Genomic DNA, 21,468 nt, shown 5'->3' on the forward strand with positions numbered 1-21,468 from the left:
GTCATTCCCCCTGGGGCCGGCTCGGGCGCTCCTCGGTGGCGAAGAACCGGGACAGATCCCGCTCGCGGGCCCCGGCGCCGGTGTCGCTCTCCGGGGGCACGCCCAGCTCCCAGTCGAGCCCGTAGCGCCGGAACAGCTCGGCCCGCAGCGCCGGAACGGGCATCGGTACGCCCGGCACCAGGGCCGCGAACACCGCCCCCATCAGCAGGGCCCGCAGCATCGGGTAGTCCGCGGTCACGTCCTCGGAGCCGTACCGGGCCACGGTGTCCCCGAGCAGCTCCGACAGGCGCCGCTGCTCCGGGCACTGCACGAAGCCCTCGGCCTGGAGCAGCCCCGCCATGTGCTGGCGCATCAGCACGGGCCGGTCGCGCGCCAGCCGCAGGATCGCGTCGATGGCCCGGGCCAGCCGCTCCCGGCCGTCGTCGGTGCGCGGCTCCCGCTCCAGCGCCTCCTCCAGCGTGCGGTGCATCAGCCGGTGCACGGCGGACTGCACCAGCTGGCGCTTGCCGGGGAAGTAGTACGAGACCAGGCCGCGCGCGGAGCCCGCGCGGTCCGCGATGTCGCCCAGCGTCGTGGCCTCGAACCCGCGCTCGTCGACCAGCTCCACCGCGGCCTGCAGCAGCCGCTCGCGGGAACGCCGTCGCAACTCTTCATTGACCGAGGCGCTGCGCGGGGACATCCTGGAAACTCCTGCGTTGACTGGCTGCCAGCCAACTATACTCAACGCATCGGGCACCGCCATGCGCGGGCCCTACCCAGAGCTGCCGTTCGTCTGGGGCGACGCGGGGGATCGTCTCAGGCGAACGGCGTGCCGAGGACCGGACGCGATCGCGTCGGGAGGGTCCGGCCCGGCCGCCCGGAGCGCGGGCCGCTCAGCCCACCAGGTCCAGGACCGGGCGCAGCGCGTCGGGGCGGTGCGCGACCGGCAGGTGGTCCACGAAGTGCACCCGGCAGCCCAGTGCCGCCGCGCCCCCGTCCGCCGTCCTGCTGTCACCGACCATCAGCACCTGCCGCGGATCGGCACCCACCGCCTCGCAGGCGACCGAGAACAGCCGCGGGTCGGGCTTCTGCATCCCGTGCTCGTACGACAGCACGTACGCGTCGACGTACTCGTCCAGGCCGTGTGCGCGGAAGACCGGGCGCAGGTCCCAGCCGATGTTGCTGACCACGCCCACGCCGATGCCGCGGTCGCGCAGGGTACGCAGCACCTCGGCGGCGTCCGGGTACGGGGCCCAGGCGGCGGGGGTCCGGTGCCGCTCGTACAGCGCGTCGTGCAGAGCGGGATCGGGGAGGGGTACCAGCCGGGACAGGCCCGTGTACGCGGCCCGGTGCAGCCGCGCGCTCTCGTCCCGCACCGCCCACAGGGCGGCGAGGTCCGCCGGCACCTCCAGCGGATTCGCACCGCCCGGAAGCGCGCCGGACGCCTCCAACGCCTTGGCCGTGTGCGCCAGTTGGGACTCAGGGAGGGTCACCCCGCTCTCGTCCAGCACGGCGCGGAGCCAGGACTCGGTGGACTCGACGCGGAACAGCGTCCCGGAGAAGTCGAACAGCACGGCAGCCATGCGCCGGACTCTACCCGGGCCGTCGCGTGGGCAGCTCCGGGCGCCGCTCCCACCCGGTGGCCCCGTATGACACTCGATCAGCGCAGGGCCCCCAGCCCCGGGACGAGGGCCACCAGTACCGGGAGCACCGGTACCAGTGCCGCGGTCGCCGTGAGGCGCAGCCGCCGCAGTGCCGGGAGCCGGTCGGGGGGTGTGAGCAGCCGGTGCACCCGCTGCGGAACGTGCGCCTCGGGGGTCGGGCAGGGCCCGAACACGCCCCGCTCCTCGTTGAGTCCGACCAGCGCCAGCGCGGTCGTCAGCCGGCCGAAGCGCCGCGAGGCCATGTCGTCGGCGGCCAGCTCCACCAGCCGGTGCATCTCGTTCCGGAACGCCGCGAACACCGGCACCTGCGGGAACCCGCCCGCCAGCGCCGCCGAGCAGTGCAGCAGCCAGTCGTGGCGGGCCTGCGCGTGGCCCTGCTCGTGCGCCAGCAGCGCGTCCAGCTGACGCCCCTTCAGGCGGCGCAGCGCGGCCGTGGTGACGACCAGCCGGGGTGCCGTGCCGGGCAGCCACCACGCGTCGGGGCGTTCCCCCTCCAGCACCACCAGTCGGCTGCCCGCCGGCTCCTCGCCCGGCAACAGCGGTGCCCGCACGAGGAGTTCGGCCCGCCGTGTGCGCCGCCGGGTCCGGGTCCGCACGACCTCGCGCACGAGCATCGCGAGGCTCCACAGGCCACCGGAGGCGAGCAGGACGGCGGTGGCCGCCGCCCAGGGGGCCGAGGCGCCGAGGACGTACGCGTCGACGACCGTGCGCGGGGCCGTGGCGAAGACGTGCCCCCGCACCGCCTGCCAGGCCGCCGCCGCGCTCAGTGTCATCGACAGCGCGCAGCACAGCAGCACGGCCGCCACGACGCACTGCCACACCCAGAGCGCGACGACCGGTTCCCGGTCCACCCAGTCGGCCCGGGCGAGCAGGCGCGGGGCGACGACGGCGGTCAGGGCGCCGAGCAGCAGCAGGGCCACGGGGACCATCATGGTCAGCACCCTATGAGCGCGGGCCCGCCGGGCGGTACGGTCCGCGCGGCCGAAGTGACGCAGGCAACGTCCGCGCCGCCGTGGCTCACCGGCTCACATCGTCAGCAGCATGGCCACCATCCCTATCCCCATCGACAGCCGGCACGCCCGCGCCAACTCCGGGCGGTCGCCCCAGCGTGCGGGCGCCGTGCCGCCCGCGGCACCGCCGGCCGGCACCAGGCGGGCGCCCGAGACGAGCACATAGCCCGTGAAGTACACCAGCAGGGCGCCGGTCACCAGCGGCACCCCGGTGCCGCCGTGGACGTGGTGCTCGGCGTGCGGGGCCGAGGCCATCGCCGCCGCCATGTAGACCATCGCCGACGTGCCCACCAGATGGTGCAGATGGTGCCGGCTGCTGCGCGCGGCCCACAGCGCGCGCAGCGCCGCCGCCCCGAACACGGCCGCGTACACCGGCCAGGTCCATCGCGGCGGTGTGAACACCGCGGCCGGTACGGCCATCGCGGCCATGCCGAAGCCCATCAGCGCCTCGCCGCCCGCGGCCCGGCGCTGCTCCTCGACGGTGCTGCGCATCCGCAGCAGGCAGTAGGCCCCGGTCGCCGCGCACAGCGCGACCAGCAGCCAGGCTGGCGACACCGGTCCGTGCACGCGCACCTCCCCCTTCGACGGTCGGTCGAGGATGCGATGCCCAGGCCGTGCGGAGCGTACGCGAGCGCAAGGGTGTACACGGGGAGCGTTCGGGACGGCACGGCAGGTGAGCGCGCCCCGCCCTCTATGCTTTACGAGTAAAACACCTGCTAAATTGATGGTATGAGCAGTGCGACCACCCACCGACTTCCCCTCGCCGGAGTGCTTCGTCTCGGGCGACCCTCCGACATCTGGTTCAAACCCGCGCTGAGCGCGGTCGCCGCGGTCGCCCCGCCGAACCTGCTCCTGCTGTCGCTCGGCCGCCTGGACCTGGCCATGTACACCATGGCCGGATCCCTGTGCGCGCTGTACGGACACAACCGGCCCTACGCCGCCCGGGCCCGCATGCTGCTGCGGGTGGTGCTCGGCATGGTCGGCGGACTCGCCGCCGCCCTCCTCGCCGCCTCCCTGACCTCGGACGCCGTCGTCCTCGTCACCGTCGGCGCCCTGATGGCGGCCGTCCAGAAGGCCGTCTGCGACGCCACCCGCGTCGGGCCGCCCGGGAACGTGGTGCTGACCTTCATCAGCTCCGCCGCGCTGTTCGCCCCGCAGACCCTCGGCCAGATCCCGGGACACGTCGGGCTGGCCCTCGCGGCCGGCGCCTGGTCCTGGCTGGTCGGCATGGCGCCAGGACTGCTCCGCCCGCACGGACCGGAGCGCCGGGCCACCGCCCAGGCCCTGACCGCGGCCGCCGCGTACGCCGGCACGCGCGGCACCGCCGACGGCCACGCCCGGGCCCGCGGCCTGAGCGCCGCCGCCATCCACGCCGCCTGGCAGTCGCTGCTCGCCGCGGGAGCCCGCCCCGACCCCACCCGGCGCGCCCTCGAACGGCTCCTCGCGCGCGCCGAGGTCGCCCTCGCCGCCCCCGCCGACACCGACCCGGCACGGCTGTGCGCCTGGGCCCGCGCACTGCGCGGAACCGGCCCGGTCCCGCGCGTCGGGTCCCCGCGCGAGTCCGCCGACGAGCTTCTCGGGGTGGACACCGAACTGGCCGTCCCGCGGCGGCAGTTGAGGCAGATCCTGGCCCCCCTCGCCCCGATCGCCGCGCGCACCGCGATCGGCTGCGCCCTCGCCGGGTACGCCTCCCTCGCACTCGGGGTCGGCCGCCCCTACTGGGCGCTGGTCACCGCGGCCTCCCTCTACCAGGCCAACGTCACCCTCACCTGGAACCGCGGCGTCCAGCGCGTCGTCGGCAACGTCCTCGGCGTCCTCGTGTTCGCCGCCCTCGCCCCGCTCGCCCATCTCCACCCGGTGGCGCTGGTGCTGTGCTGCGTCGCGCTCAACTTCGGCGCGGAGGCGCTGATCGGCCGCAACTACTGGCTGGGTACCGTCTGCGTCACCCCGATGGCCCTGCTCGTCACCGAGTTCGCCCGCACCCAGAACCCGGCCGAGCTGATCACCGACCGGGTCGTGGACACCCTCGTCGGCGCGCTGGTCGGCTTCGCCGCGGCCGTCGCCGTCACCAACCGGCGCGCCGGCGACCGCCTGGAACACGCGCTGGCCGCCGCGGATCGCGCACGTGAACACACCGCCCGCTTGCTCGCGGAGCCCCAGCCGGCCCCCCGCGCCCTGGAGACCGCCCGCCGCACCCTCGCCGCCGCCCTGGTCGATCTGCGGGCCACGGCCGACGCGGCCTCCGGCGAATGGTGGCAGCGCGCCCTGCCCGAGGACCGGGTGGTGCTCGCCGAACGGTGCGGACACCGTACGCTCGCGGCGGCGGTACGACGTCAGGGCCTCGCACCGCAGGACCGCGACCCGGGCAGAACGACGGAGGGCATACGGCCATGACGGCGACGAACGGCGCACCCGCAGCCGGTGGCGAGGCGCCCGGCGCGCGAGCGCAGCACGAGATGCCCAGGGCCGACACCGTCGCCGCCGTCGTCCGGCAGTGGCGGGCCGTCCACCCCGAACTGGACACCGGACCCATGGAGATCATCGGGCGGATCAACCGCTGCGCCGCCCTGCTCCAGCAGGCCGAGGACGCGCCGCTGCGCCGGGCCGGGCTCAGCCGCGCCGAGTTCGACCTTCTCGGCGCGCTGCGCCGTACCGGCCACGAGCTGACGCCGGGGGAACTGGCCAGGGAGACCTTCTCCTCCGGGGCCGCGGTCACCAAGCGGCTCAAGCAGCTGACCGAACGCGGCCTGGTCGAGCGACGCGGCGACACCCGCGACCGCCGCGTCGCCCACGTCCGGCTCACCGACACCGGCCGCGACCTGGTCGACGGCACCCTCCCCGAGCAACTCCGCTACGAGACGTCCGTCCTCTCCGCCCTCGACCCCGACGGGCAGGGCGAACTGGCCGTGCTGCTGGGCGAGTTGCTCAGCCATCTGGAAGGCCGCAGCGGCGCACTGCGGGCCTGAGTCACGCCTCCCGTCCCCGGACCGGCGGCCTCAGTCCTCGTCGGGCGCCCGGTACACGCCGAACGTCGCGCCCTGCGGATCCCGCAGCACCGCGAGGCGCCGGCCGCCCGCCATCGACGCGGGGGCCGCGACGACGGCGCCGCCCGCCCCCGTCGTGACCTCCGCCGAGGTGTCCACGTCGTCCACCGCGAAGTACGGCAGCCAGTGCGGCGGCACCTCGGGCGGGTACCGGTCGCCCATGTCGGCCATGCCGCCGAAGTCCTCCCCGTCGATGCCCCACTGCGTGTACCACTGCGAGGCGTTGACGCTCCAGCCGAACACCGAGGTGTAGAAGTCCCGGGCCCGGCCGGTGTCGCGGGTGGCCAGCTCCACCCAGCCCAGCGACCCGGGCGCGTTGAACAGCCCGGCACCCGGGAAGGCGCGCGCCTGCCACAGCTGGAACACCGCCCCGGCCGGGTCGACGGCCACCGCGAACCGGCCCGCGTCGAACACGTCCATCGGGCCGAGGAGCGCCGTCCCGCCGGCCTCCTCGATACGCCGCATTGCCGCGTCCGCGTCGGCCACGGCGAACGAGACGTTCCAGGCCACCGGCTGCGAGTCCTGGTACAGCGGGCTGATCGCGGCCACCGCCGCGTCCCCGAGGTGCGCGACGGTGTAGCCGCCCGCCTCCTGCCGGGGGTCGGTCTCCGGCCGCCACCCGAACAACTCGGTGTAGTAGCGCTTGGCCCCCTCCAGGTCGCCGGTCCCCAGCTCGGTCCAGCAGGGCCCGCCGATCACCGGCTTGTCCAACTTCATGACGGCTCCTCCCGGCCGGACCGGCCCGCGGCTTCGCACGGGACCTTCACCGGCACGCTAGTCCGGGCATCCGGCGGCGGCCATCCGAGACGGCGGCCCGCAACGCGTCGAGCAGGCCCTAGATTCCCGGCCGGTACCGCAGCGGATGGTCCGCCGGGACCTCCACCAGGACGATGCGGGTGCCGTCGGGGTCGGTGATCCACATCTCGATCAGGCCCCAGGGCTCCCGCACCGGCGGCCGGACGATCTCGACGCCCTTCGCCCGCAGCTCCTCGTGCGCGGCCGCGATGTTCTCGACCTGCAGCCACAGCGCCAGAGCGGGCGACGGCGGGGTCTCCGAGCGCCCCGAGACCTCCAGGAACCCGCCGCCGAGGAAGTACACCGTCCCGCGCTCGGGGCCCGTGCCGAACTCCCGGTGGACGGCCAGGCCCAGCTGCTCGCCGTAGAAGGCGCGGGAGCGCTCGGGGTCGGTGGGCCGCAGAAGAGTCCGGCCGCTGAGTACATGCACCATGCGTGCGGAGCCTAGTGGCACAGTTACCCTCGACCCCGGCACAGCCACGCCCGAGATCGGAGACCGACCCCATGGACACCGCCGCCACCGGACTCACCTTCCGAGACGCCACCGACGCCGACGTCGACGCACTGGTCGCGCTGGTCGAGTCGGCGTACCGCGGGGAGGCCAGCCGGGCCGGGTGGACCACCGAGGCGGACATCCTGGAAGGGCAGCGGACCGACCCCGAGGGCGTGCTCCAGGTGATCAAGTCGCCCGACAGCCGGCTGCTGACCGTGGAGCGCGACGGCCGGATCGTCGCCTGCTGCCAGCTCGAACACCGGGGAGACCACGCCTACTTCGGCATGTTCGCGGTCAGCCCCGCCCTGCAGGGCGCCGGCCTCGGCAAGATCGTCATGGCGGAGGCCGAGGACCGGGCCCGGGCGGCCTGGGGCGCCACCGAGATGCACATGACCGTGATCTCCGTACGGGACGACCTGATCGCCTGGTACGAGCGGCGCGGCTACCGCCGTACGGGACGGATGACGCCGTTCCCGTACGGCGACGAGCGCTTCGGCATCCCGCAGCGCGACGACCTGCGGTTCGAGCTGCTGGTCAAGAAGCTCGCCTGACCGTGCCCACGTGACGCCCGGGCGCTGGACCGGCGTGCCGCCTAGGCGGTGAAGCGGCCCGTGCGCTTGATCTCCGGATAGTCGGTGGTCGCGCCGTCCAGTTCCAGCGCGCGGACCAGCCGCAGCTGGTCCTGCGTGTTGACCACCCAGCCGATGATCCTCAGCCCGGACGCGCGCGCCTGCTCGACGACCTCCAGGGTGAGCCGGCGGATGTTGAGACAGAGGGTCGCCGCGCCCACGGCGACCGCGCGTTCCACCACCTCCGGGCCGTAGCGGCCCGCGATCAGCGCGGTGCGCACGCCCGGCACCAGCCGGGCGATCTCCGCGACCGCCTCGTCGTGGAAGGAGGACACCTCCACCCGGCCGACCAGGTCCCGCCGCTCCATCACCTCGGCCAGGGCGCGCGCCGCCGCCACGTCCTTGATCTCGGCCTGCAGCGGTGTGCTCACCGCGTCCAGTACCTCCTCGAACACCGGCACCTGCTCCCCGCGCCCGGCGTCGAGGGCCCGCAGCTCGGCGAGGGTCTTCTCGGCGATCGGCCCGGAGCCGTCGGTCGTCCGGTCCACGTCGGCGTCGTGCATGACGACCAGGACGCCGTCCTTGCTCAGGTGCAGGTCGAGTTCGATCAGGTCGAGGCCGGCCCGGTGCGCGGCGACGAAGGAACGAAGGGTGTTCTCGGGCTCCACACCCATGACCCCGCGGTGACCGATGGTAAGGAAGTTCAAGGTTCAACTCGCTTCCGTCGACGGCGGCTCGGCACGCGCGCGGAGACGGGCGGACGCCGTCGTCCGCGCGGGCAGAGTCGCAGCCTAGTGGCCGCGACCCGCGATGAACCCGCACGTGCGCGGGCGATCGGGGCGCGGGCCGGGCGGCACCTGGCTGATATCGCTCCCGGCGTCACCCTGGCGTGGGCGAGTCCCCACGCCCTTGACCCGTCGAACCGGCCCCCGGACCGCCCGACTTGTCCACGACGGAAGTGAGCGCCGTCACGGTTTACGGCAGGAAAAATGTCGGTGACCAAGCGGCTGGGCAGAATAATTTCCTGAGCTAGCCTCTTGCTGGGAGAAACGGGGTATGCGTACGGTGTCCATACGAGAGGTTCTCCCGTGGAGGATGGGACATGACGGAAATTCTTGTGCAGGCGCGTGCGGAGGGGCAGGTTCCTTCGCTGACCAGGGTGGTTGAGCACCCGGCTTGGTCCGTGCTCAAGAATGCCGTGGAGCAGATTCGGCCATGGCAGTCGAAGGACGGGGCGATCGACTTCGACGCCGAGGGTGCCCCCGCCAAGGCGGAGGCCGAGGCCGCGGTGCGCCGTGTCGTCGAGGCGGTCGAGCAGCTCTCCCCGCTGCTCCCGCACGACGCCGCCTACCACCAGGCGCTGGTGACGGACCTGCGCCGCTGGTCCGTCGGCGGCTTCCAGGTGCCGGACTTCCTGGACTCCCTGCTGGCCTTCCAGCCCGCCGCGAACCGCGCGGACGGCCTCCAGCACCTGGTCGTCTTCCCGATGTACACGCAGAACGGCAACCCGGACCGCAACCTGGAGGCCGTCGTCCTGCGCATGGTCTGGCCGGAGTGGCTGGCCGAGCTGGAGCGCACCCGCTACGACAACCCGCTCTTCTGCGGCATCACGTTCGAGGACTTCACCTCCGGCTACGACACCAACTCGGCCGTCCTCTTCCCGGAGACCATCGCCGTACGTGAGGCGCCGGAACGATTCTCCTGGGGTGGCATCTTCTGCGACCGCGAGGCGGCCCGCTTCCGCGCCGTCACCGACGCCGCCGTCGGCATACTCGGCCTCGAACTGCCCGAGGACATCGCCGCCATGGTCCACGACCAGAAGCGCTGCGAGGAGGCCTTCGTGCTGTGGGACATGGTCCACGACCGCACCCACAGCCACGGCGACCTGCCGTTCGACCCGTTCATGATCAAGCAGCGCCAGCCGTTCTGGATGTACGGCCTGGAGGAGCTGCGCTGCGACCTCACCGCCTTCAAGGAGGCCGTGAAGCTGCAGGCGGACGGCGTGCCGCAGGCCCGTGACGTGCAGTACGCGGTGCTCTTCGACCGCATGTTCCGCTTCCCGGTCACCGGCGACCGCGTGCGCAACTACGACGGCCTCGGCGGCCAGCTGCTCTTCGCCTACCTGCACAAGCACGACGTCGTCCGCTGGACCGACAACAAGCTCTCCATCGACTGGGAGCGCGCCCCGCAGGTCACCAACGAGCTGTGCGCCGAGATCGAGAAGCTGTACAAGGACGGCATCGACCGCCCGAAGCTCGTGCACTGGTTCGCCGGCTACCAGCTGGTCTCCACCTACCTGGCCCCGCACCCCGGGTCCAGGTGGGCCAAGGGTCCCGAGTCCCTGGACCTGACCCTGCCGCCGCGCAAGCTCGTGGACGACGTGCTTCCGGACGAGTTTCCCCTGAGCATGTTCTATGAGGCCCTGTCCAAGAAGCTCAAGAACGTGATCGCCTCGACCAAGGGCATCACGGCGGACGGCGCCGAGCGGATCGCCGCGTGAGCGACCGCGTCCGGAACACTGCTTCAGAGGGGAAGACCATGGTGGGGAACGGGGCTCTCAGCGGTGCGGTGATCGCCGTGGCCGGCGCGGGTGGACCCGCCGGCCGGGCGGCGCTGCTGCGGCTGGCCGAGGCCGGCGCGACCGTCGTAGGAGCGGACAACGACCCGCAGCGCCTGTCGGAGGCCGTGGACGCGGCCCGGTACGCCTCCGGCGGCGCCAGCGTCACCGGTGACACGGTCGACCTGCTCGACCTGCAGTCCACCCGTGACTGGGCCAACCACATCGAGAAGGACTTCGGGCGGGTCGACGGTCTCGTCCACCTCGTCGGCGGCTGGCGCGGCAGCGAGACCTTCACCAAGACCAGCCTCGACGACTGGGACTTCCTGGAGCTGCTGCTCGTCAAGACCGTGCAGCACACCTCCCTGGCCTTCCACGAGGCGCTCCAGCGCAGCGACCGCGGCCGGTACGTCCTGATCAGCGCGGCCGGCGCGAGCAAGCCGACCGCGGGCAACGCGGCGTACTCCGCCGCCAAGGCCGCCTCCGAGGCGTGGACGCTGGCCATGGCGGACTACTTCCGCAAGGCGGGCATCTCCGCGGGCGCGGAGGGTCCCACGTCGGCGGCTACGATCCTGGTGGTGAAGGCGCTGGTGCACGACGCCATGCGCGCCGAACGCCCCAACGCGAAGTTCGCGGGCTTCACGGACGTCAAGGACCTGGCCGAGGCCATCGAGGGCGTCTGGAGCAAGCCCGCCGCAGAAGTGAACGGACACCGCCTGTGGCTGACCGAGAAGCCGTGAACCCTCCCAAGACCGACGCGCGTCGCCATCACGACCCGCAGGTCCGCGGTTTCGCCAGTGACAACTACGCCGGCGCCCACCCGGAGATCCTGGCCGCCATCGGCCTCGCCAACGGCGGCCACCAGGTGGCGTACGGCGAGGACGACTACACGGAGAACCTCCAGCGGATCATCCGCAGCCACTTCGGTGCCACCGCGGAGGCCTTCCCGGTCTTCAACGGCACCGGCGCGAACGTGGTCGCGCTCCAGGCGGTCACCGACCGCTGGGGCGCGGTGATCTGCGCCGAGAGCGCGCACATCAACGTCGACGAGGGCGGCGCGCCCGAGCGTGTGGGCGGCCTGAAGCTGCTCACCGTGCCCACGCCGGACGGCAAGCTCACGCCCGAGCTGATCGACCGGCAGGCGTACGGCTGGGACGACGAGCACCGCGCCATGCCGCAGGTCGTGTCGATCACGCAGAGCACCGAGCTGGGCACCCTCTACACGCCCGAGGAGATCCGCGCGATCTGCGAGCACGCCCACGCGCACGGCATGACCGTGCACCTGGACGGTTCCCGGATAGCCAACGCGGCCGCCTCCCTGGACGTGCCGATGCGCACGTTCACCAACGCGGCCGGCGTCGACATCCTCTCGCTCGGCGGCACGAAGAACGGCGCCCTGTTCGGCGAGGCGGTCGTGGTGATCAACCAGAGCGCCGTCCGCCGCATGAAGCACATCCGCAAGATGAGCATGCAGCTCGCCTCCAAGATGCGCTTCGTCTCGGTGCAGCTGGAGGCGCTGCTGGCCAGGGACCTGTGGCTGCGCAACGCCCGGCACGCCAACGAGATGGCCCAGCGGCTCGCGGAGGGCGTGCGCGCGGTGCACGGGGTGGAGATCCTCTACCCGGTGCAGGCCAACGGCGTGTTCGCCAAGCTCCCGCACCACGTGAGCGAGCGGCTGCAGAAGCGTTTCCGGTTCTACTTCTGGGACGAGGCCGCCGGGGTCGTGCGCTGGATGTGCTCCTTCGACACCACGGAGGAGGACGTCGACGCGTTCGTGGCGGCGGTCAAGGAGGAGATGGCGCGCTAGCGTCACGCTCCGCAGAGACACGCTCTGCATAGGTATGCGGTCACTCGAAAAGTTATTGACTATCGGGTGATCGCATTCCTATGCTCTGCGGACATGGAGCTGATCCAGGAAACCGCCGACCTGTCCGCCTACTTGGCCGCCGACGAGGTCATCGACCATCACCATCCGGTGGTGCGGGAGACGGCTGCCCGGCTGGCGAAGGACGCGGGGGACTCGTATGAGTATGCGCGGATCGCATTCGAGTTCGTGCGGGACGCCATCCCGCACTCCGCGGACGCCGGCGACCCGCGCGTGACCTGGCGCGCCTCGGACGTCATCGGGCGGCGCACGGGCATCTGCCACGCCAAGGCGCACGCGCTCGCGGCGCTGCTGCGCGCCCAGGACATTCCCGCGGGCCTGTGCTACCAGCGGCTGGCGCACGACGACGGAGGCGGCCACGCCCTGCACGGACTGGTCGCGGTGCGTTTCGACGGCGCCTGGCACCGGCAGGACCCGCGCGGCAACAGGCCCGGCGTGGACGCGCGGTTCTCCCTGGAGGGCGAGCGGCTGGCCTGGGTCCCCGACCCGGCGGCCGGAGAGCTGGACCACCCGGTGCTGTACGCGGCACCGCACCCGGCCGTCCTCGGCGCCCTGCGTGCCGCCCCCGACCGGGCGTCCCTGTGGAGTGCGCTCCCCGGCACGCTCTGAGTCACCTCGACGCGGCCTCGGTGAAGTGGCCTACGCAGGGAGGGGGTTGCCGAAGCGCCGGCCTTGGACGTGCCGTCCGGGCCCGGTCGTGGGTGTCAGTGCGCCTCGGCGGCGCGCAGCTGCTCGAGCGTCGGCGCCGTACCGCCCAGGTGCGCGGGGAGCCACCAGGGGTCCTCCGAAGCCCTGGGGCGGCTCGGGTAGGCGCGCTGCGCCGCGTCCAGCAGTTCCTGGACGCGCTCGCGCAGCCGCCGGGTGATGGCGCCGGCGTACTGGTCGCGGGGCGCCTCCACGGCCTCGCCCACGCGGATCGTGACAGGCAGGTGGCTGCGCTTGAAGTTGCGCGCCTGGCCCTTGGTCCACAGCCGCTGCGTGCCCCATACGGCCATCGGGATCAGGGGGACGCCGGCCTCCTGGGCGAGCCGGGCCGCGCCCGACTTGAAGCTCTTCAGGGTGAAGGACTGCGAGATGGTGGCCTCCGGGAACACCCCGATCACCTCGCCGGAGCGCAGCGAGTCCAGCGCGTGCGCGTAGGCGGTCTCGCCCTGCCCGCGGTCCACCGGGATGTGCTTCATGCCGCGCATCAGCGGCCCGGAGATCCGGTGCCGGAAGACGGACTCCTTCGCCATGAAGCGCACCAGCCGCTTCTGCGGCAGCGCCGCCAGGCCGTTGAAGATGAAGTCCAGGTAGCTGATGTGATTGCTCACCAGCACGGCGCCGCCCGAGCGCGGGATGTTCTCCGACCCCTGGCAGTCGATCTTCAGGTCCCAGACCTTGAACATCGTCTTGGCGAATCCGATGACGGGACGGTAGACCAGCTCTGCCATGGGCGGGGTGGACCCTTTCTGCTCTGCTCGGGAAAGGGAGGCTCCCGGCGGACAAGTTACGCAGCCGTAGGTTTACGGCGTCTCGCTGATCGTGCCCCAAGAACGAACGGGGAGCCAGTCCTGGTGCCGCGCCACGGCGAGATCCTCGTCACGTCGGCCTACACCCCACCTCGGATCTTTAAAGGCGCTTTACCCCGCCCGTACCGTGGGCCTCTTCCGGCGCTCCGCCGGTCCTCTTCCAGCACTCTTCCGGCCCTCATCCGGAGCGGGGAATCTTCGCGGTGTCGTGAATGCTTGAGGTGACGGAGACCGGAAGGAGAGCGCGGGTGCAGGGGCGGAACGACGGCAGGCGGCTCGGCGTGGCCGAGCTGGGCCGTGAACTCGGCGAACGGGCCACGCTCGTACAGTTCTCCAGCGCGTTCTGCGCGCCCTGCCGGGCCACCCGGCGCGTCCTGGGCGAGGTCGCGGGCATGGTGCCGGGCGTGTCCCACGTCGAGCTCGACGCCGAGGCCCACCTGGACCTCGTGCGCGAACTGGGGATCGTCAAGACGCCCACCGTGCTCGTGCTGGACGCGGACGGACGGGTGGTGAGGCGCGCGGTCGGGCCGCCCCGCAAGGTCGATGTCATCGCGGCGCTGGGCGAGGCGGTATGAGGGGGTTTCAGACGTGGTGAGCAACTTCCCGGATCGCGGGCCGCGCTTGACTGTGCGCACCACCTATCGTCAGCCTGACCGTATGCCGATCGAACTCCTTCTCCACGGGCGGGCGCACGTCGACCTCGCCCGCACCGCGAGCGCCCCCTGTCCGGGCTGTTGAGCAGCCACCGACCCGCTCGCCGCCCCCAGTAGAAGGACAGTTCCATGACGGCCTCGCCCGAACTCGGCACCTACCAGCTCGCCTCTCCCGACCTGCTGCGCTCCACCTTCCGCCGGCACGCCGCCGGTGTGGCGGTGATCACCGCGCGTGGCGCCGCCGGCCCGGTCGGCTTCACCGCCACCTCCCTCACCTCCGTCTCCGCGGAGCCGCCGATGGTCTCCTTCGGCATCGGCACCGGAGCCTCCAGCTGGCCCGCGATCGCGGGGGCCGACCACGTCGGCGTCCACATACTCGGTGAGCACCAGAGCGAGCTGGCCGCCACCTTCGCGCGCAGCGGCGCCGACCGCTTCGGGACGCCCACCGTGTGGCACGAGGGCCCGGAGGGCGTGCCCGTGCTGGACGACGTGCTCGCCTGGCTGGTGTGCCGGATCGTCGGCCGCGTCCCGGCCGGTGACCACCGCATCGTGCTCGCCGAGGTCGTCCTCGGCGACCCCTCGGGCGCGGGCAGCCCCCTCCTCTACCACCAGGGCCGCTTCAACGGCCTGCGGGATTGATCACTCCCGCCGCTCCTGCGGAGCCGTCGAGTTCCGGTTACGCTGCGTTGCGAAGGTCACAGTTCAAAGCGCTTGCTTAGCGGGCAGGAACTGGGTGTACTGACGAGTAATATTTCGTTCGGAGCGCGCGGACGCCCCGAACGGGATCGGCCGCTTCAGGCGCCTATGCTGCCTGCAAGAGGCAGCCAGGAAATGACGATGCAGTAGGAGAGCCGGCGTGAGCTTGAGGATCGTTGTCACTGTGAAGTACGTGCCCGACGCCACTGGCGACCGGCACTTCGCCGATGACCTGACCGTCGACCGCGACGACGTGGACGGTCTGCTCTCCGAGCTGGACGAGTACGCGGTCGAACAGGCCCTCCAGATCGCGGAGGACGCGGACGACGCCGAGGTCACCGTGCTGACCATCGGCCCGGAGGACGCCAAGGACGCGCTCCGCAAGGCCCTGTCGATGGGTGCCGACAAGGCCATCCACGTCGAGGACGACGACCTGCACGGCACCGACGCCATCGGCACCTCGCTGGTGCTGGCCAAGGCCATCGAGAAGGCCGGCTTCGACCTGGTCGTCTCGGGCATGGCGTCCACCGACGGCACCATGGGCGTCGTCCCCGCGCTGGTCGCCGAGCGCCTGGGCGTCCCGCAGGTCACCCTGCTGTCCGAGGTCTCGGTCGAGGACGGCACGGTCAAGGGCCGCCGCGACGGCGACGCCGCCTCCGAGCAGCTCGAGGCGCAGCTCCCGGCGCTGGTCTCCGTCACCGACCAGTCGGGCGAGGCCCGCTACCCCTCCTTCAAGGGCATCATGGCGGCCAAGAAGAAGCCGGTGGAGTCCTGGGACCTGTCCGACCTGGACATCGAGGCCGAGGAGGTCGGTCTCGAGGGTGCCTACACCAAGGTCGAGGCCGCGAACGAGCGTCCGGCCCGCACGGCCGGCACCATCGTCAAGGACGAGGGCGAGGGCGGCAAGCAGCTCGCTGAGTTCCTCGCGGGCCAGAAGTTCATCTAAGGCCCCGCAGTCGCTGACCGCCCCTCAACTTCTTTTCGCAGGAGAGCAATCCCATGGCTGAAGTCCTCGTCTACGTCGACCACGTGGACGGTGCCGTCCGCAAGCCCACCCTGGAGCTGCTGACCCTGGCCCGCCGCATCGGCGAGCCCGTCGCCGTCGCCCTCGGCAACGGCGCCGCCGACACCGCCGCCACCCTCGCCGAGCACGGCGCGGTGAAGGTCCTCACCCACGACGCCTCCGAGTACGCCGAGTACCTCGTCGTGCCGAAGGTGGACGCCCTGCAGGCCGCCTACGAGGCCGTCTCCCCGGCCGCCGTGCTGGTCCCGTCCTCCGCCGAGGCCAAGGAGATCGCCGCCCGCCTCGCGCTGCGTATCGGCTCCGGCATCATCACCGACGCCGTCGACCTCGAGGCCGGCGACGAGGGCCCGGTGGCCACCCAGTCGGTGTTCGCCGCGTCCTTCACCACCAAGTCCCGCGTCATCAAGGGCACCCCCGTCATCACGGTCAAGCCGAACTCGGCCACCGTCGAGGCCGCCCCGGCCGCCGGTGCGGTCGAGGCCCTGTCCGTGACCTTCTCGGACAAGGCCACCGGCACGAAGGTCACCGGCCGCACCCCGCGCGAGTCGACGGGCCGCCCGGAGCTGACCGAGGCCGCGATCGTGGTCTCCGGTGGCCGTGGCGTCAACGGCGCCGAGAACTTCTCGATCATCGAGGCCCTCGCCGACCAGCTCGGCGCGGCCGTCGGCGCCTCGCGTGCCGCCGTCGACGCCGGCTGGTACCCGCACACCAACCAGGTCGGCCAGACCGGCAAGTCGGTGTCGCCGCAGCTGTACATCGCCAACGGCATCTCCGGCGCGATCCAGCACCGCGCCGGCATGCAGACCTCCAAGACGATCGTGGCCGTCAACAAGGACTCCGAGGCCCCGATCTTCGAGCTGGTCGACTTCGGTGTGGTCGGCGACCTCTTCGACGTCGTCCCGCAGCTGACCGAGGAGATCAAGACCCGCAAGGGCTGATCCTCACGGGCTCCGTACGAGGCCCCGGTGACCGGCACGGTCACCGGGGCCTCGGTGCATCCTGAAGACGGACCCGCGGGCGCGGACCACTGTCCGGGCGGGTGTTGACCAGCGGGAACCACCCCGGATAACTTCATTCTACGGATTGTTGATTCCGTACAGCGGAAAAATGGAGGGTGTGGGATGGGTCAGCAGGAGAAGGTGGCGACGAGCCTCGCGGGCGCCGTCAGCGAGGAGATCAGCGCCTCCCTGGCACCGGTCGACGCGGAGCTCGGGCGCCGCTATCCCGGGGACCCCGGCACCCGGCAGCCCGTCCACACCGTCTACGTCCCCGGTGACGTCTTCGCCGCCGACACCATCCGCTCCTGGGGCGACCGGGCCCTCGCCCTGCTCGACGCCCACGCCCCCGACGCGGCCTCCTTCGCGGCCGTCCTAGGCCTCGCCGACGACCTCGCCGAGCCGGTCCACTCCCGCGTCCGCGCCAAGCTGGAGCGCGAGCCGATCGAGGACCTGCGGGTCGACTTCGAGGACGGCTACGGTCCCCGCCCCGACGCAGAGGAGGACGAGGCGGCGGCCCGCGCGGCGCGGCTCATCGCGAAGGCGTACCGCGACGGCACGGCGGCGCCGTACATGGGCATCCGCATGAAGTGCATGGAGGCCGCCGTGCGCGACCGGGGCATCCGCACCCTCGACGTCTTCCTCACCGGCCTGATGGAGGCGGGCGGCCTGCCCGAGGGCCTGGTCCTGACCCTGCCGAAGGTGACCTACCCCGAGCAGGTGAGCGCGTTCGCCCGGCTCCTGGAGGCCTTCGAGAAGGCGCACGGCCTCGACGCCGGCCGGCTCGGCTTCGAGATACAGATCGAGACCAGCCAGTCCATACTCGCCACCGACGGCACCGCGGCCGTCGCCCGGATGATCCAGGCCGCCGGAGGCCGCGCCACCGGGCTGCACTACGGCACCTTCGACTACAGCGCCTGCCTCGGCGTCTCCGCCGCGTACCAGGCCAGCGACCACCCGGCCGCCGACCACGCCAAGGCGGTCATGCAGGTGGCCGCGGCGGGCACCGGCGTACGCGTCTCGGACGGCTCCACCAACGTCCTGCCGGTCGGCCCCACCGAGAAGGTCCACGACGCCTGGCGCCTGCACTACGGCCTCACCCGCCGCGCCCTCTCCCGCGCCTACTACCAGGGCTGGGACATGCACCCCGGCCACATCCCCACCCGCTACGCGGCCGTCTTCGCCTTCTACCGCGAGGGCTTCGAGCAGGCGGCGGGCCGACTCGCCCGCTACGCCAACCGCGCCGGCGGCGACGTCATGGACGAGCCCGCCACCGCCAAGGCCCTCAGCGGCTACCTGCTGCGCGGCCTGGACTGCGGCGCCCTCGACATCGCCGAGGTCGCCCGTCTCTCCGGCCTGACCCGCGCCGACCTCGAAGGCTTCGCGGCACCGCGCCGCGGCGACCTGACCGCCTTCGCGAAGTAGCCGGACCCGGGCCACCTCCGCCCCGCTCCCTGGGCGCTCGCCGGGGGGCGCGGGGCGGGCGTCCGGGTCAGCGGGGACCGGCGGGCCGCCCGTCGGCGACGTACCGCTCCAGACCCGAGTCCGTCACCCACTGGTGCTCGGCGAACAGCCGCGTGCCCCGCGCGCACAGCCGGGCGTCACCGCGCGCCCGGGCGCTGAACTCCTCCGGCGTGGCCCCGAACAGCTCCCGCAGCGGGGCCGAGGCCACCAGGAGTTCGGTGAGCAGCGCCCGCTGGCCGGGATGCCGGCGCGGCGCGCCGGTGCCGTTGTGCAGCACCCCGTGCCGGTTCACGTACACGTACGCCCCCGTCAGCAGCGCGCCGTCCGCCAGCTCGATCCGCACGTCCGATGCGGGCACCCAGGCCCGCCGGAAGTTGCCGTGGGGCAGCGGCACGCCCTCGCTGGCGTCGATCACGTCCAGCTGCCGCCGGTCCAGCCAGAGGACGAACAACCGCGTCGCGGACCGGGCCGACACGACCGGCGAGGCGGAGACGTACCCCATGCGGCTGACGTGCGCGGAGACACCCACGTCGAGGCCGGTCACCCGCGTCCGCACCATCGGGACCGGCGCATCGAGCCCGAACTCGGCCATCTTGTGCCGCAGTTGCCCCGGACACGCGTTGGAGCCTACCGCGAGCACGGGTGCCCGGTCGTCGTACACCAGGCGGTCCAGCGGGAGCATCCGGTCGCCGTCCAGCAGCCCGGAGTCGGCCGGCCAGGCGCCGGGGTAGGTCAGCGGACGCTCCCGCGGCGCCCCGGCCAGGCCCAGCTCCTCCAGCGTGGCCATGGGGGGCTCAGTCGGCCGGCGGCAGCTCGCCCGAGCCGCGCGTGATCAGGCGGGTCGGCAGCTCGATGCGCTCGGGCGCGATCAGGCCGCCGTCCAGCTGGCGGAAGAGGCGCTCGGCCGCGGTACGGCCGAGCGCGGCCGCGTCCTGGGCCACGACCGTGACGCCGGGCCGCAGCAGATCGCCCAGTTCGATGTCGTCGAAGCCGACGAGGGCGACCTGGCGCGACTGCTCGGCGAGGACCCGGATCACGGTGACCGCCACCCGGTTGTTGCCCGCGAAGACCGCGGTGACCGGGTCGGGCCCGGAGAGCATCTCCTCCGCCGCCCGGCGCACCCGCTCCGGATTCGTGGCCCCGAGGGACATCCAGCGGTCCTCGACCGGTATCCCCGCGTCCTCCATGGCCGCCCGGTAGCCGCGCAGCCGCTCCGCCGCGGTGTGGATGCGGGGCATGTCGCCGATGAACCCGATCCGGCGGTGGCCGTGCGCGATGAGGTGGGCGACGCCGTCGCGGGCACCGCCGAAGTTGTCGGACAGGACCACGTCGGCCTCGATACGGCCGGCGGGGCGGTCCACGAACACGGTCGCCACGCCCGCCCGGATCTCCGGCTCCAGATAGCGGTGGTCGTCCCCGGCCGGGATCACCACCAGACCGTCCACGCGCCGCGCGCACAGCGCCAGGGCGAGTTCCTGCTCCCGCTCCGGGTCCTCCGCGCTGGAGCCGTTGATCAGCAGGGCGCCGTGGGAGCGGGCGACCTCCTCCACGGCGCGGCTGAGCGGACCGTAGAAGGGGTCCGCGAGGTCTTCCAGGACGAGGCCGATGCTCGCCGTGCGTCCCTTGCGCAGCACCCGCGCGCTGTCGTTGCGGCGGAACCCGAGGGCCTCGATCGCCTCCTGCACCCGGCGCTCGGTGTCCGGGGTGACCCCGGGCTCGCCGTTGACCACCCGGGACACCGTCTTCAGCCCCACCCCGGCCCGGGCCGCCACGTCCTTCATCGTCGGGCGGTTGCCGTACCGGTTCCCGGGGAGGCGGTCCCCGCGGCGGGTGGTCTCGGGCACGATGCGCTGTCCTGTCTCTCGTCCGACTCGGCCATGCGGGACGCATCCACGGAGAATGCGTCGGGGGTGGTGCGTCGATCCCCGGTTTGTATGAGGATGTGGCGTCGAGCATAGAGCCTGGACAACGTTGTCAGATGCGCGAGAGACTGTCCAGCACTGTTCTCCGGCCTGCGCCCCCACCGCTTGACCGGCCTTTTCGCTTCTGGTTTTTCGAGCTTCAACGGGGAGATCTGACACTGATGCACACCGACCTCGTGGCAGCCCTGGACATCGGCGGTACCAAGATCGCCGGCGCTCTGGTGGACGGCCACGGACGGATCCTGGCGCGGGCCCAGCGGGGCACCCCGGCCCAGCAGGACGGCGAAACGGTCATGCGGGCCGTCGAGGGGGTGCTCGGCGACCTGGCCGGGTCGCCCCTGTGGGGACGCGCCGGCGCGGTCGGCATCGGCAGCGCGGGCCCGGTCGACGCCTCCGCGGGCACCGTCAGCCCCGTGAACGTGCCGGGCTGGCGGGACTTCCCGCTGGTGGAGCGGGTGCGCGCGGCCACCGGCGGCCTGCCGGTCGAGCTGATCGGCGACGGTGTCGCGATCACGGCGGCCGAGCACTGGCAGGGCGCCGCGCGCGGCCACGACGACGCACTGTGCATGGTGGTGTCGACCGGGGTCGGCGGCGGCCTGGTCCTGAACGGGCGGCTGCACCCCGGCCCGACCGGGAACGCCGGGCACATCGGTCACATCAGCGTCGACCTCGACGGCGACTTCTGCCCGTGCGGCTCCCGCGGCTGCGTGGAGCGCATCGCCAGCGGGCCCAACATCGCCCGCCGCGCCCTGGAGGGCGGCTGGCGTCCCGGTCCCGACGGCGACACCTCGGCCGCCGCGGTGGCCGCCGCCGCCCGGGCCGGCGACCCGGTCGCCGTCGCCTCCTTCGAGCGTGCCGCGCGGGCACTGGCCGCCGGAATCGCGGCCACGGCGACCCTGGTCGAGATCGACATCGCGGTGATCGGCGGGGGCGTCGGCAACGCGGGCGACATCCTCTTCACGCCCCTGCGCAAGGCGCTCACCGACTACGCGACCCTGTCCTTCGTGCGGCGGCTGACGGTCGTGCCCGCGCAGATGGGCACCGACGCGGGCCTGGTCGGCGCCGCCGCGGCCGCGCTGACCCGCAGACCCGACGCGACCGCGGCGAGCCACTAGCTTGATCTTTAACCTGTGCGGCGGGGTTTCGGGGTTGTTGACCTCTTCTTTTGTCCCTGTGCTGGCTGCGTCTTCTTGGGTGTGTGCACGTC

At 72.7% G+C, this 21,468-nt stretch carries 23 protein-coding genes; 13 read left to right on the forward strand and 10 right to left on the reverse strand.

The window, feature by feature from the left end:
• Position 1 precedes the first annotated feature (1 nt).
• From ACZ7FF_RS17455 to ACZ7FF_RS17470, 4 genes are all read right to left on the reverse strand, one after another.
• Positions 2 to 679 carry a TetR/AcrR family transcriptional regulator gene (locus ACZ7FF_RS17455; RefSeq protein ID WP_470813066.1) on the reverse strand — a complete coding sequence of 226 codons (678 nt, stop codon included), beginning with the start codon at positions 677 to 679 and terminating at the stop codon, positions 2 to 4.
• Between the two features lie 193 nt (positions 680 to 872).
• A complete protein-coding gene (locus tag ACZ7FF_RS17460) occupies positions 873 to 1,562 on the reverse strand; it encodes an HAD family hydrolase (protein WP_470813067.1) in 690 nt (229 codons plus the stop codon).
• Positions 1,563 to 1,639: 77 nt separating this feature from the next.
• Positions 1,640 to 2,575: a M56 family metallopeptidase gene (locus ACZ7FF_RS17465; RefSeq protein ID WP_470813068.1), complete on the reverse strand. Its 936-nt coding sequence runs from the start codon at positions 2,573 to 2,575 to the stop codon at positions 1,640 to 1,642.
• A 93-nt stretch (positions 2,576 to 2,668) separates the two neighbouring features.
• On the reverse strand, positions 2,669 to 3,220 hold the full coding sequence (locus tag ACZ7FF_RS17470; protein ID WP_470813069.1) for a DUF5134 domain-containing protein: 552 nt from the start codon (positions 3,218 to 3,220) through the stop codon (positions 2,669 to 2,671).
• A 162-nt stretch (positions 3,221 to 3,382) separates the two neighbouring features.
• On the opposite strand from ACZ7FF_RS17470, the gene ACZ7FF_RS17475 reads away from it, so the two are divergent.
• Together ACZ7FF_RS17475 and ACZ7FF_RS17480 are read left to right on the forward strand one after the other, a co-directional pair.
• A complete protein-coding gene (locus tag ACZ7FF_RS17475; protein WP_470813070.1) occupies positions 3,383 to 5,047 on the forward strand; it encodes an FUSC family protein in 1,665 nt (554 codons plus the stop codon).
• Entirely contained in the window at positions 5,044 to 5,619 is a 576-nt protein-coding gene (locus ACZ7FF_RS17480) for a MarR family winged helix-turn-helix transcriptional regulator (protein WP_470813071.1), read from the forward strand. Before ACZ7FF_RS17475 ends, ACZ7FF_RS17480 begins: the two co-directional genes overlap by 4 nt.
• A gap of 30 nt (positions 5,620 to 5,649) precedes the next feature.
• Here ACZ7FF_RS17480 and ACZ7FF_RS17485 read toward each other — a convergent pair whose 3' ends face one another.
• Together ACZ7FF_RS17485 and ACZ7FF_RS17490 are read right to left on the reverse strand one after the other, a co-directional pair.
• Positions 5,650 to 6,414: a VOC family protein gene (locus ACZ7FF_RS17485; RefSeq protein WP_470813072.1), complete on the reverse strand. Its 765-nt coding sequence runs from the start codon at positions 6,412 to 6,414 to the stop codon at positions 5,650 to 5,652.
• A gap of 118 nt (positions 6,415 to 6,532) precedes the next feature.
• On the reverse strand, positions 6,533 to 6,925 hold the full coding sequence (locus ACZ7FF_RS17490) for a VOC family protein (protein ID WP_470813073.1): 393 nt from the start codon (positions 6,923 to 6,925) through the stop codon (positions 6,533 to 6,535).
• A 71-nt stretch (positions 6,926 to 6,996) separates the two neighbouring features.
• On the opposite strand from ACZ7FF_RS17490, the gene ACZ7FF_RS17495 reads away from it, so the two are divergent.
• A complete protein-coding gene (locus tag ACZ7FF_RS17495; protein WP_470813074.1) occupies positions 6,997 to 7,536 on the forward strand; it encodes a GNAT family N-acetyltransferase in 540 nt (179 codons plus the stop codon).
• Between the two features lie 41 nt (positions 7,537 to 7,577).
• Here ACZ7FF_RS17495 and ACZ7FF_RS17500 read toward each other — a convergent pair whose 3' ends face one another.
• Positions 7,578 to 8,261, reverse strand: a complete 684-nt coding sequence (locus ACZ7FF_RS17500) for a glycerophosphodiester phosphodiesterase (RefSeq protein ID WP_470813075.1) — start codon at positions 8,259 to 8,261, stop codon at positions 7,578 to 7,580.
• Positions 8,262 to 8,656: 395 nt separating this feature from the next.
• Between ACZ7FF_RS17500 and ACZ7FF_RS17505 the strand changes: the two genes are divergently transcribed.
• The 4 genes from ACZ7FF_RS17505 to ACZ7FF_RS17520 all read left to right on the forward strand — a co-directional run bounded on the left by ACZ7FF_RS17505 (position 8,657) and on the right by ACZ7FF_RS17520 (position 12,605).
• The gene (locus tag ACZ7FF_RS17505) at positions 8,657 to 10,054 is read left to right on the forward strand and encodes a DUF6421 family protein (protein WP_470813076.1); all 1,398 of its coding nucleotides are present in this window, start codon (positions 8,657 to 8,659) and stop codon (positions 10,052 to 10,054) included.
• 41 nt (positions 10,055 to 10,095) lie between these two features.
• A complete protein-coding gene (locus ACZ7FF_RS17510) occupies positions 10,096 to 10,851 on the forward strand; it encodes an SDR family oxidoreductase (RefSeq protein WP_470813097.1) in 756 nt (251 codons plus the stop codon).
• Entirely contained in the window at positions 10,848 to 11,918 is a 1,071-nt protein-coding gene (locus ACZ7FF_RS17515; RefSeq protein WP_470813077.1) for a threonine aldolase family protein, read from the forward strand. Before ACZ7FF_RS17510 ends, ACZ7FF_RS17515 begins: the two co-directional genes overlap by 4 nt.
• A gap of 93 nt (positions 11,919 to 12,011) precedes the next feature.
• The gene (locus tag ACZ7FF_RS17520; protein WP_470813078.1) at positions 12,012 to 12,605 is read left to right on the forward strand and encodes a transglutaminase domain-containing protein; all 594 of its coding nucleotides are present in this window, start codon (positions 12,012 to 12,014) and stop codon (positions 12,603 to 12,605) included.
• 95 nt (positions 12,606 to 12,700) lie between these two features.
• On the opposite strand, the gene ACZ7FF_RS17525 is transcribed toward ACZ7FF_RS17520, so the two are convergent.
• Entirely contained in the window at positions 12,701 to 13,429 is a 729-nt protein-coding gene (locus ACZ7FF_RS17525) for a lysophospholipid acyltransferase family protein (protein ID WP_470813079.1), read from the reverse strand.
• 290 nt (positions 13,430 to 13,719) lie between these two features.
• Here ACZ7FF_RS17525 and ACZ7FF_RS17530 point away from each other — a divergent pair, with 290 nt between their 5' ends.
• The 5 genes from ACZ7FF_RS17530 (at position 13,720) to ACZ7FF_RS17550 (ending at position 18,300) form a co-directional block, all read left to right on the forward strand.
• The gene (locus ACZ7FF_RS17530; RefSeq protein WP_470813080.1) at positions 13,720 to 14,082 is read left to right on the forward strand and encodes a thioredoxin family protein; all 363 of its coding nucleotides are present in this window, start codon (positions 13,720 to 13,722) and stop codon (positions 14,080 to 14,082) included.
• 207 nt (positions 14,083 to 14,289) lie between these two features.
• The gene (locus ACZ7FF_RS17535) at positions 14,290 to 14,799 is read left to right on the forward strand and encodes a flavin reductase family protein (RefSeq protein WP_470813081.1); all 510 of its coding nucleotides are present in this window, start codon (positions 14,290 to 14,292) and stop codon (positions 14,797 to 14,799) included.
• 217 nt (positions 14,800 to 15,016) lie between these two features.
• A complete protein-coding gene (locus ACZ7FF_RS17540; RefSeq protein ID WP_470813082.1) occupies positions 15,017 to 15,802 on the forward strand; it encodes an electron transfer flavoprotein subunit beta/FixA family protein in 786 nt (261 codons plus the stop codon).
• 53 nt (positions 15,803 to 15,855) lie between these two features.
• Positions 15,856 to 16,818 (forward strand): electron transfer flavoprotein subunit alpha/FixB family protein, encoded by a 963-nt coding sequence (locus ACZ7FF_RS17545; protein ID WP_470813083.1) that lies wholly within the window; start codon positions 15,856 to 15,858, stop codon positions 16,816 to 16,818.
• A gap of 183 nt (positions 16,819 to 17,001) precedes the next feature.
• On the forward strand, positions 17,002 to 18,300 hold the full coding sequence (locus tag ACZ7FF_RS17550) for a DUF6986 family protein (RefSeq protein WP_470813084.1): 1,299 nt from the start codon (positions 17,002 to 17,004) through the stop codon (positions 18,298 to 18,300).
• Between the two features lie 67 nt (positions 18,301 to 18,367).
• Here ACZ7FF_RS17550 and ACZ7FF_RS17555 read toward each other — a convergent pair whose 3' ends face one another.
• Positions 18,368 to 19,126 carry a hypothetical protein gene (locus ACZ7FF_RS17555; RefSeq protein ID WP_470813085.1) on the reverse strand — a complete coding sequence of 253 codons (759 nt, stop codon included), beginning with the start codon at positions 19,124 to 19,126 and terminating at the stop codon, positions 18,368 to 18,370.
• 7 nt (positions 19,127 to 19,133) lie between these two features.
• Complete coding sequence (locus ACZ7FF_RS17560) at positions 19,134 to 20,183, reverse strand: LacI family DNA-binding transcriptional regulator (protein WP_470813086.1); 1,050 nt, start codon at positions 20,181 to 20,183, stop codon at positions 19,134 to 19,136.
• 239 nt (positions 20,184 to 20,422) lie between these two features.
• Here ACZ7FF_RS17560 and ACZ7FF_RS17565 point away from each other — a divergent pair, with 239 nt between their 5' ends.
• Entirely contained in the window at positions 20,423 to 21,376 is a 954-nt protein-coding gene (locus tag ACZ7FF_RS17565) for an ROK family protein (protein WP_470813087.1), read from the forward strand.
• Positions 21,377 to 21,468 lie beyond the last annotated feature (92 nt).

The sequence above is a fragment of the Streptomyces sp. NPDC037126 genome (genome assembly GCF_055605965.1).

Excerpts from the sequence above, each read along its gene's own strand:
- ACZ7FF_RS17455 (WP_470813066.1), bottom strand. The coding sequence starts at position 679 with ATGTCCCCGCGCAGCGCCTCGGTCAATGAAGAGTTGCGACGGCGTTCC.
- ACZ7FF_RS17460 (WP_470813067.1), bottom strand. The coding sequence starts at position 1,562 with ATGGCTGCCGTGCTGTTCGACTTCTCCGGGACGCTGTTCCGCGTCGAG.
- ACZ7FF_RS17465 (WP_470813068.1), bottom strand. The coding sequence starts at position 2,575 with ATGATGGTCCCCGTGGCCCTGCTGCTGCTCGGCGCCCTGACCGCCGTC.
- ACZ7FF_RS17475 (WP_470813070.1), top strand. The coding sequence starts at position 3,383 with ATGAGCAGTGCGACCACCCACCGACTTCCCCTCGCCGGAGTGCTTCGT.
- ACZ7FF_RS17480 (WP_470813071.1), top strand. The coding sequence starts at position 5,044 with ATGACGGCGACGAACGGCGCACCCGCAGCCGGTGGCGAGGCGCCCGGC.
- ACZ7FF_RS17485 (WP_470813072.1), bottom strand. The coding sequence starts at position 6,414 with ATGAAGTTGGACAAGCCGGTGATCGGCGGGCCCTGCTGGACCGAGCTG.
- ACZ7FF_RS17490 (WP_470813073.1), bottom strand. The coding sequence starts at position 6,925 with ATGGTGCATGTACTCAGCGGCCGGACTCTTCTGCGGCCCACCGACCCC.
- ACZ7FF_RS17495 (WP_470813074.1), top strand. The coding sequence starts at position 6,997 with ATGGACACCGCCGCCACCGGACTCACCTTCCGAGACGCCACCGACGCC.
- ACZ7FF_RS17505 (WP_470813076.1), top strand. The coding sequence starts at position 8,657 with ATGACGGAAATTCTTGTGCAGGCGCGTGCGGAGGGGCAGGTTCCTTCG.
- ACZ7FF_RS17520 (WP_470813078.1), top strand. The coding sequence starts at position 12,012 with ATGGAGCTGATCCAGGAAACCGCCGACCTGTCCGCCTACTTGGCCGCC.
- ACZ7FF_RS17525 (WP_470813079.1), bottom strand. The coding sequence starts at position 13,429 with ATGGCAGAGCTGGTCTACCGTCCCGTCATCGGATTCGCCAAGACGATG.
- ACZ7FF_RS17530 (WP_470813080.1), top strand. The coding sequence starts at position 13,720 with ATGCTTGAGGTGACGGAGACCGGAAGGAGAGCGCGGGTGCAGGGGCGG.
- ACZ7FF_RS17535 (WP_470813081.1), top strand. The coding sequence starts at position 14,290 with ATGACGGCCTCGCCCGAACTCGGCACCTACCAGCTCGCCTCTCCCGAC.
- ACZ7FF_RS17545 (WP_470813083.1), top strand. The coding sequence starts at position 15,856 with ATGGCTGAAGTCCTCGTCTACGTCGACCACGTGGACGGTGCCGTCCGC.
- ACZ7FF_RS17550 (WP_470813084.1), top strand. The coding sequence starts at position 17,002 with ATGGGTCAGCAGGAGAAGGTGGCGACGAGCCTCGCGGGCGCCGTCAGC.
- ACZ7FF_RS17555 (WP_470813085.1), bottom strand. The coding sequence starts at position 19,126 with ATGGCCACGCTGGAGGAGCTGGGCCTGGCCGGGGCGCCGCGGGAGCGT.
- ACZ7FF_RS17565 (WP_470813087.1), top strand. The coding sequence starts at position 20,423 with ATGCACACCGACCTCGTGGCAGCCCTGGACATCGGCGGTACCAAGATC.